The 8,476-nt window shown below is 34.1% G+C and carries 9 protein-coding genes; 6 read left to right on the top strand and 3 right to left on the bottom strand.

Going from position 1 to position 8,476, the window contains the following annotated elements; all coding sequences use genetic code 11:
• Window positions 1-502 precede the first annotated feature (502 nt).
• The 3 genes from C1A47_RS17370 to C1A47_RS17355 all read left to right on the top strand — a co-directional run bounded on the left by C1A47_RS17370 (window position 503) and on the right by C1A47_RS17355 (window position 1,581).
• The gene (locus tag C1A47_RS17370; RefSeq protein WP_111896274.1) at window positions 503-733 is read left to right on the top strand and encodes a hypothetical protein; all 231 of its coding nucleotides are present in this window, start codon (window positions 503-505) and stop codon (window positions 731-733) included.
• A gap of 259 nt (window positions 734-992) precedes the next feature.
• On the top strand, window positions 993-1,280 hold the full coding sequence (locus tag C1A47_RS17360) for a BrnT family toxin (RefSeq protein ID WP_005155676.1): 288 nt from the start codon (window positions 993-995) through the stop codon (window positions 1,278-1,280).
• Window positions 1,267-1,581: a BrnA antitoxin family protein gene (locus tag C1A47_RS17355; protein WP_111896272.1), complete on the top strand. Its 315-nt coding sequence runs from the start codon at window positions 1,267-1,269 to the stop codon at window positions 1,579-1,581. The genes C1A47_RS17360 and C1A47_RS17355 overlap by 14 nt, the downstream gene beginning before the upstream one ends.
• Window positions 1,582-1,645: 64 nt before the next feature.
• Here C1A47_RS17355 and C1A47_RS17350 read toward each other — a convergent pair whose 3' ends face one another.
• The 3 genes from C1A47_RS17350 to C1A47_RS17340 are packed head-to-tail and all read right to left on the bottom strand — an operon-like array spanning window position 1,646 to window position 3,766.
• Window positions 1,646-2,272 carry a hypothetical protein gene (locus tag C1A47_RS17350; RefSeq protein WP_111896271.1) on the bottom strand — a complete coding sequence of 209 codons (627 nt, stop codon included), beginning with the start codon at window positions 2,270-2,272 and terminating at the stop codon, window positions 1,646-1,648.
• Entirely contained in the window at window positions 2,259-2,723 is a 465-nt protein-coding gene (locus tag C1A47_RS17345) for a hypothetical protein (protein WP_111896270.1), read from the bottom strand. Before C1A47_RS17345 ends, C1A47_RS17350 begins: the two co-directional genes overlap by 14 nt.
• Window positions 2,720-3,766: a hypothetical protein gene (locus C1A47_RS17340; RefSeq protein ID WP_111896269.1), complete on the bottom strand. Its 1,047-nt coding sequence runs from the start codon at window positions 3,764-3,766 to the stop codon at window positions 2,720-2,722. The genes C1A47_RS17345 and C1A47_RS17340 overlap by 4 nt, the downstream gene beginning before the upstream one ends.
• Window positions 3,767-4,262: 496 nt before the next feature.
• Here C1A47_RS17340 and mobV point away from each other — a divergent pair, with 496 nt between their 5' ends.
• The 3 genes from mobV (at window position 4,263) to C1A47_RS17320 (ending at window position 8,193) form a co-directional block, all read left to right on the top strand.
• Entirely contained in the window at window positions 4,263-6,155 is a 1,893-nt protein-coding gene (gene mobV / locus C1A47_RS17335) for a MobV family relaxase (RefSeq protein WP_111896268.1), read from the top strand.
• Between the two features lie 533 nt (window positions 6,156-6,688).
• Window positions 6,689-7,609 (top strand): replication initiation protein RepM, encoded by a 921-nt coding sequence (repM, locus tag C1A47_RS17325; RefSeq protein ID WP_111896267.1) that lies wholly within the window; start codon window positions 6,689-6,691, stop codon window positions 7,607-7,609.
• A gap of 59 nt (window positions 7,610-7,668) precedes the next feature.
• A complete protein-coding gene (locus C1A47_RS17320; RefSeq protein WP_111896266.1) occupies window positions 7,669-8,193 on the top strand; it encodes a plasmid replication DNA-binding protein in 525 nt (174 codons plus the stop codon).
• The last annotated feature ends 283 nt before the right edge of the window (window positions 8,194-8,476 follow it).

Here is an 8,476-nt window from a genome sequence, read left to right as displayed (position 1 = left end):
ACAGACTAAATCAACACAACCTTGTATGGTTATCTTTCGATCATCACTGGCTGTTTTCAGCATAACCATACGTTTTGTTGCAGATCAAGAAATCGAAATTTAAATTATAACCAACTGATAATATTAATAATTAATCTATAACCATACGTTTTGTTGCAGGCCTTCATCATTAATCATAGCTAATCAAACTCGTGGAACAATGATCAAGAAGTAGGCGTGGAACAATCTAATTCACGTAAAAAGCCCGAAACATAAGAATCGGGCTGAATAGAACGAATTAAGCTATTGAAAAACAAAGAAATACTGAATGGATTTCGTATAAGGCGTATTATGTTAATTTTAGATAAATTTACAAATCATTTTATTGTAGAAGAATTCAAAATAATATAAATTTCAAGTATTGGTTTGACCATAATACTTTGTTTATCAAATGATAAACAAAAATTTGGCACTCTATCATTATAGAAGTGATCCTTCAAAAACACATACTATCGAGAATAATATGCATAGTTTTTCCGTACAAGATTTAGATCAATTAATTGAAACGGATCGTAAAGAAGGTAATAAACCAAGTAAAATATTGATTGGATACAAATTATTCCATAACCTTATGAATGATCGAAAATTTAATGATGAAGTCGCGAACTCAGCTCTGGATGCTTCTAAAAGAAAATATAAAAAGCTTAAAATCAAAATCACTACAGATGAGTATTCAATCCAGCTTATTGAATAAATAGAATGGGAACCTTTTAGTGCCATTTAACATAATGGTGCTTATGCGAAATTCAATACATAAAGTATATTTAAATCAATAACTTGGTTGATTTCAAAAAACCAAAAAACCGTAAAAAAGCCGACTTTGAAACAAGTCGGCTTTTTATTGAACAGATTTGTCACTTTCAGCCAATAAAATTGACTAAAAAAAACTCTATTTAGCTTGAGTGATACAATTTTGTGATACATTATTGTATATACAAATTTGAATGTTTTTTATGGAACAGTATTTTGAATGGGATGAGGCTAAGAATCGAAAGAATCAGAAAAAGCATGATATCTCTTTTGAAACTGCCAGCCTTGTATTTGAAGATCCTCTGAGGATCTCAATCCAAGACAGACATACCAATGGGGAAGAGCGTTGGCAAACCATTGGTAAGGTTAAAGGCGTACTGATGTTATTAGTTGCTCATACCATCTTTGATGAAGATGACTGTGAAATCATACGAATCATTAGTGCAAGACAAGTAACCAAAGCGGAGCGCAATCAATATGAGCATGGTTAGATATACACGCGAAGAGCTGAATAAAAACTTCAGTGACAAGCAAGATGCTGAAATTAAACGCTTGCTTGCTCAGGGAGCTGTGTCTGATGATCAATTAGACCTGTCTGATATTCCAGAAATCACCGACTGGAGTAATGCAGTTCGTCATGGGCAATTTTATCGTCCAGTAAAGCAACAGACTTCAGTTCGTCTAGATGCTGATGTACTCGCATGGTTGAAATCACAAGGTAAAGGCTATCAAACACGTATGAACAAAATTCTACGTGAAGCAATGCTCAATGAACGTAAAAATCATAGATAAAAAAGGGTGCTATATGCTTCCTTTTTAAATTTTAAAAAACACATAAAAATTAAGGTCATCAACTCTATTTTTGTGGATCATGGCGAAGATCTATTGTCATATGCCTTATGAGATATTCTAATCCAGACTTATGATGAGGCATGGTGGAATCGAAATAAAGATTTCTTCCAGTCCTATCTGAACATGTAATTTCATACGAGTGATCTTGTTTGCGTTGTTCGTCAGAAACAAATGTTTTCCATCCATTTAAAATATCAATAGATGACAGCTTTGTATCTTGTATATATATGAGCAATCCTCCATGATAATTATCAGTTGAGGAGCTGCTATACCTAGTAGTCAGCTGTAAAAAACCTTCAAAAATCTTAGTTGGGCTTCCATAAATCTTAGCTTCGCCTAACCAAAGAAAATGATGATATTGAACATGTATATCTACATGACCATTATGAAAAGTATCATGAGAAGCTTTATAACCCATACCCTTTAGTTGGGTTTCTATTATCAAGGATAATTGATCTTCACTTTGTGAATGAACATAATGCGCTTTCGCTTCTAAATCCTTAACACATATACCTAAGTCTTTATATAATTGTTTTATATAAAGTTCATAGTCGTTTTTTTGTATAGCTATCCTTCGATTATACAAACTTTCTTCTAAAGGATCAGTTAAGTCAAATTCAAGAGTGGTCATGTTGTAAATATTCTTTAAACTCGTCTGTAAAAGAAAAATATCGAGAAATAATTTTAGAAAAATCTTCTTTACTAATACTTTCCTCAGTAAAAGGGTCTACATATGACTGGTTAAGAATACATTCATTAATCCACTCTTTATCGACTGAAATAATATCCTCGGAATATAGGTCACATGCTTGAAAATGATCATCTAAGACATTCAAAATCAATAGATTGTTTACAAAAATCTTAAACTCAGAGTTCTCGATAGGTTTAATCACATCATATATTTTTTTATAAGTCACATGCTTATAAGAGCTTATTTCTCTTACATGAATGAAATAAGTGACGAATTTATCTAACCAAGCAATCATTTCTTGGTAATGAGGTTCGCTTACTTCTTCATCAGAAAGTTCATTGGTTTCAATGAACTTCTTAATGTACAAGCTATCAACTGCTTCTGAGTTCATGATGTTTTGACGATTTCTTCAATTGCTTTGAAAAAGCTAGATTGATCTTTTGTTGAAACGTAAAAGTTATTCAGATTCGGTATGCCCGTATTTATTGCAAGAGCATGCCAAGAACCTTTAACCGTAACTAATACTTTATAGGTTTCAAGGTTGTACTCTTTAGTAATATTGTAAGGCTCAATAGTTGCATTCGCTATACCGCCTTTGTGATATTCACCACTACGTAAATCTTCAATACCTACTCTTGATGATTCATTATGTGAAATACCGTCATCAGTTTTAAATGATAGGTTTTTCACATTACCTATTTTCTCATAGTAGAGTCTTTCAATAGCAGGGAAAACATTACATCCAGTATCAGGAATATGCTCAAGTACAAGTTGATTTAGATATAATCTAAGCTTGGCTAAAGCTCCTCGTAGATTTTCTTCATGAAATTGTGATGAAAGATCCGCACACAAGATAATTTGTTGAGTTACATCATCTAAAATAATGCTATCAAAACAAGGTAAACGAACCTCTTTGTAAGCTACTAGCTTTTCATACTCCTCATTCACGTATTCACTTTTTAAAGCATCCACACGGATATTTTCTTTCAAAATAAAAGTTCGAATAATTTTGAACTGATAAATATGCTTTTGTTCTACTTCTTGCTTAGCTTGGAAAATATGATCTTTGAAATCCCCATTTCTAGATAAATCTAAAGTTTGATTAGGTGCAACTAGACTTTCTAGATGCTGTTTTAATTGATCATAGCAAGATAATTCATTGTAAACACTCAAATATTTATCTTCAAAAAGAACCCTTTTATTAAAATCAGTCTTTATTTTTGTATACAGATCTCCTAATTTAACTAATAAATCAGGTTCAATATCTTCTTCAAGCTCACTGATATGTACAAATAGACTAGACCAAGTATGAATTCGATCTAAGAATGTAAAACTTGCTAGTAAAGGATTTATTTCGTTTCTAAGGCTAACTCCACGACCTCTATATATTTTTAGTAGATTTACTATATTAGTTTTCAAGTCATCAAAATTCATGAATCCAACCAGTTTTCAATTTTTTGTTAATGTAACAAATTAAAAATATTTTATGTTTAATAGCTTATAATTTTTTTCTATTATTTTTGTCGAATTTATTATTCGACTATCCGGAAGAAAGGATACCTTTTCATTTAACATAAAATCTCTTATACGAAATGAAAAAAGCCCCAACGTCCTGTTGGGGCTTTTTCCGTATTTGCGTCTTAGGGTCAACTCCTGTCATCCCTCACGATCCTGATGCGAGAACTTATTATTTTTGTTTGATGTTCTGGAACGTCCTGTTCCTCAATGAGTTCAGAATACAAAATTCTTCAGGAGTAAAACATGGGACATTGTCGTTAACGTTTGTACGTTATGACTTACAAATGAATGTGTAACAACTTTGAAATTGAACGTGTAACAAGGCTCAGAAAACTGCCTTTTGAACGTGTAACGTAATCAATTTTGAATGTGTAACGGGAGAAAACCCCAAATTTGAAGATCTAACACAAAGATGAAAATTGGATATTCCGAGATAAATTTGAAAGAAATGAGCTGGAAATCCTGGTTTGGAATGCCTGAAAAATCAGGTGAAAAGGGGGTCGAGGGGGAAAATTTCCCCCTTCGCTCAAGGAACAATTTAAAAACTTGGGTTTTAAATTGTGTAGTGAGTACACATTCTAACGAACTGTGCTACTCTAGCGCATTCCGTGACCAATTTTGCCAGGATGAGATCATGGCTTTCGCAATTCTAAGAACAGAAAAATTAAAATCATTCGGAGAAATCGGTGGATCTCTTGCACATAACTATCGTACTCGCCTGACTCCAAATGCAGATCCAGGTCGTACAAAATATAATGAACATCAGATCAAACGTTCAGACCTAGCAATGGAAGCCATCAAAGCGCGATTACCAGAGAAAGTCCGTTCAAACGCGGTTCTCTGTATCGAGTATATGATTACCGCCAGTCCGGAATGGGAAAACTGGGGAACAGAAAAAGAGCAAGACTTCTTTAATCAATCAATCGATTGGCTCAAAAAAAAGCATGGCGCAGAAAATGTCATCAGCACATCGATTCATCGCGATGAAACCACGCCACATTTAATTGCATATGTTGTCCCGATTGATGCAAAAGGGAAATTGAATTGCCGTAATTTCCTAGGTGGTAAAGCAACATTATCCCAGATGCAAACTGAATTTCATAATAAAGTTAGATACTTAGGTCTTGAAAGAGGACTCGAAGGCAGTAAAGCAGAACATAAAACCGTCCGAGAATTTTATGCTGAATTACAAGCGCCATTACCCCCAACCAAAGAAATTAAAAATATTGAAATTCAAAAACTTGGTTATGATCAGCAGCCCCATTCTCCTTTTCTAGACAGCAAACAACTACATGGCGAAAGAGTCATGGACGCGGTTTATCATGATGTGAATCAACAAATTGCTGAAATTAAAAAGAAATATGCAGCAGAATTTTTCAGTATGCAGCAGTCATATGAACGATTGCTTGTGACAGAACGTCAAAAAGCAGAATCAGAACGTAAAGCACATAAACAAGCCGTCACAGATCTTTCTAAATCATTGAATCAAATTCATGATCTGAAAGCAGAGTTTGAACAATTCATTGAATACAAACGCATGTTCCCACAACATTTTCATGATTTAAAATCTGATCTTGAACATAAAATAACGCAGCACAAATATAAAGAACGTGCACTTCATGAATATAAAATTCAAGAGCAGCAGCAATTACAACAACAGAAACAGAAAAATGCAGAGCAAAAACGCCTTGAGTCTATCCAGAAAGCCTCCAAATTGCGATATATGGCGCTTAGAGACACGTTTCAACAAAAGTTGGAGGGAGCCACATCAGAAGCAGAAAAAGCAGCTACAGTGCAAATCTACAATGAAATACTGAACAACAGAAAAACTTCAGCCATTGAGTTAATGCAAACAACACAGGATCCAGATGGTCAATCAACATGGACCTGGGCATCAATGCTGTTTCGCAAAGAGTTCCGATTTGATGATGCACTTGATCAGAATTTAACGTATTTCAAATCGATGCTGACAAAAAACAAGAATGAGGATCTAGAGCAAGCACAAAATAAAATGAAAATTTGTGCCGCAATTGAGCAACTTTTAGAGCAGAAAACAAAACAGAATCAAACTAATAAAAAACTGCAAGAAAAAATCGATGAATTCCGAAGTTATGTCAATGATTATGAAATAAAAATGGCTGAATGTGCTCTTCCTGTTTTAACAAATCAACAGAGAAGTCGAATTCAATTTGAAAAACAAGAAGCAATTGAAAAACAAAAAGTTAATCAATATGAAAATAAAATTGAGCAAAAGCCGACACAGCAAAAAAAATCGGACTATCACTCCCCACTTTTTGATGATTAAACTAACATTTGCAGAGCGAGTGTCTACGAGCGAACGAACCAAATTCGCGTTTCGATCCTCTGAAAAACCGCTTTTTTAGGCAGTGAAGCCTAAAAGAGCGAAGATCACATGCAGACTATTGAGCCTAGACCGAGCGAAGCGAGCAAAAAAACTTATGAGCGAAGCGAATTCCGAGTTGCTTTTGATCTTGTTTTGCCTTTCCAAAAAATCACGAAAACAGTAACCAAAAAATTGCCCCAGGAATCGAGTGAAACGAGATTCAATAGAGTTTGAGCGGAGCGAAAACATAGGGCAATTTTGCCTGTTCTGGGCTTTTAATTATTTTAAATGCTTTTAATGCTTTTAAATAGGTTGTAAGCCTTAATAAATAAGAGTTTCCTCGGTCATATAGCAACGTTTCCTCGGTCATATAGCAACGTTTCCTCGGTCATATAGCAACGTTTCCTCGGTCATATAGCAACGTTTCCTCGGTATTTGACAACTAATTTTTATTATGTTGTTATAGCAACATAATAAAATTGTTGCTAAATAAAATGACAGACTTAGTTGTAAAATCAAATAAACTAGTTCAAGCATTACAGACTTTAACCTTAAGTGAAACTCGTCTTTTACAACTTGCTATTGTAGATGCTCGAGAAACAGGTCAAGGCTTATCAACTGATGAGCCATTAGAATTGAATGCCCTTCGGTATGCTAGAGCCTTTAATGTATCCTTAGATGCAGCCTATTTGGCATTAACTGAAGCAGAGGATTCTCTTTTCAAAAGACAATTTACCATTACTAATGAAGATGGAAGCTTAACGAAAAGTCGTTGGATTCAAGATGCAAACTATAGAAAAGGTGAAGGTCGAATTCTTGTTACATTAACTAGAGTAGTTATTGAACATGTCACAAAAATAGATGGCTTTGAACAATATTTCACTAGCTATCATTTAAGAAAAACATCTGAGTTTAAAAGTGTCTACGCAGTTCGTTTATACGAATTACTAATGCAATGGAAAACTGTAGGTAAAACGCCTACGTTTGAATTAAATAAATTCCGTAGCCAACTTGGCATAGGTGTTAATGAATATACTCGAATGGAAGCATTTAAGAGACGTGTTCTAGATATTGCTATAGACCAAATTAATGAATTTTCAGATATTACTATCAAGTACGAACAACATAAAAAGGGGCGTTCAATCTTAGGATTTTCATTCTCATTTAAACAAAAGAAAGTCACAACTAAACCTATTAAAAATATTGGCGTCAATATAGAAGAACTCGCTCTTAAAATGACAGATGCTCAACGCCATTTATTTGCAAATAAGCTTTCTCGATTACATGAAATGAATAAATACTCTCAAGGTACTGAGGGTTTTGAGGCATTTGCACTAAGAATTGCAGAAATGTTGCAAGATGTAGATAAATTCAAGGAACTCTATCCCTATCTCAAAAAAGTTGGCTATATGTAACTCGATAATGTAACGTTACATGTCTCCTAAATGTACCTCTTAACAATATAGGTTACATCATGAAAGCATTATCCGTTTTGGAATTAGCAGCTCTATATGGCATGAACAGACAAAGCATTTATAAGCGTATAAATAAAGGGGATTTATCAAAAAATAGGGATGGTAAAATTGACCTTTCTGAAGCAATTCGTGTCTTTGGAGAACCTGCACAGAAAAAACAAGATGTAGCCACGTTACAGTCTACTGGGCTACAAAAAGAGACAGAAGTAGACATCCTAAAACAACAAATAGATTTTTTAAAACAACAATTAAATTTGGCACATGAACGTGAAATTTTCCAAAGACAGCAATTAGAAGCCAAAGATCACCAGATTGAGTCTATTCAGCTTTTATTAAATGCTCCCAAACCGGATATGACTGCGTTTACTGATCAAGATCCTGTGGCACCAACCAATCTGCAACCTGAGCCAGTAGCAAAGATTGCCACACCAGAAGAACCAAAGCGCTACATAGTACCGGAACAGGTTGAACCAGAGCCAAAGAAAATGGGATTCTGGAGCCGTTTCTTTAAACCATATGGCTAAAAAACGAAAACCATACGTTTTGTTGCAGATCAAGAAATCGAAATTTAAATTATAACTAACTGATAATATTAATAATTAATCTATAACCATACGTTTTGTTGCAGGCCTGACAGACTAAATCAACACAACCTTGTATGGTTATCTTTCGATCATCACTGGCTGTTTTCAGCATAACCATACGTTTTGTTGCAGATCAAGAAATCGAAATTTAAATTATAACTAACTGATAATATTAATAATTAATCTATAACCATACATTTTGTTGTAGCCCTGACAGACTAAA

The organism is Acinetobacter sp. MB5 (genome assembly GCF_003261585.1).
GTDB lineage: Bacteria > Pseudomonadota > Gammaproteobacteria > Pseudomonadales > Moraxellaceae > Acinetobacter.
This window is presented reverse-complemented; position numbering and strand designations above follow the sequence as displayed.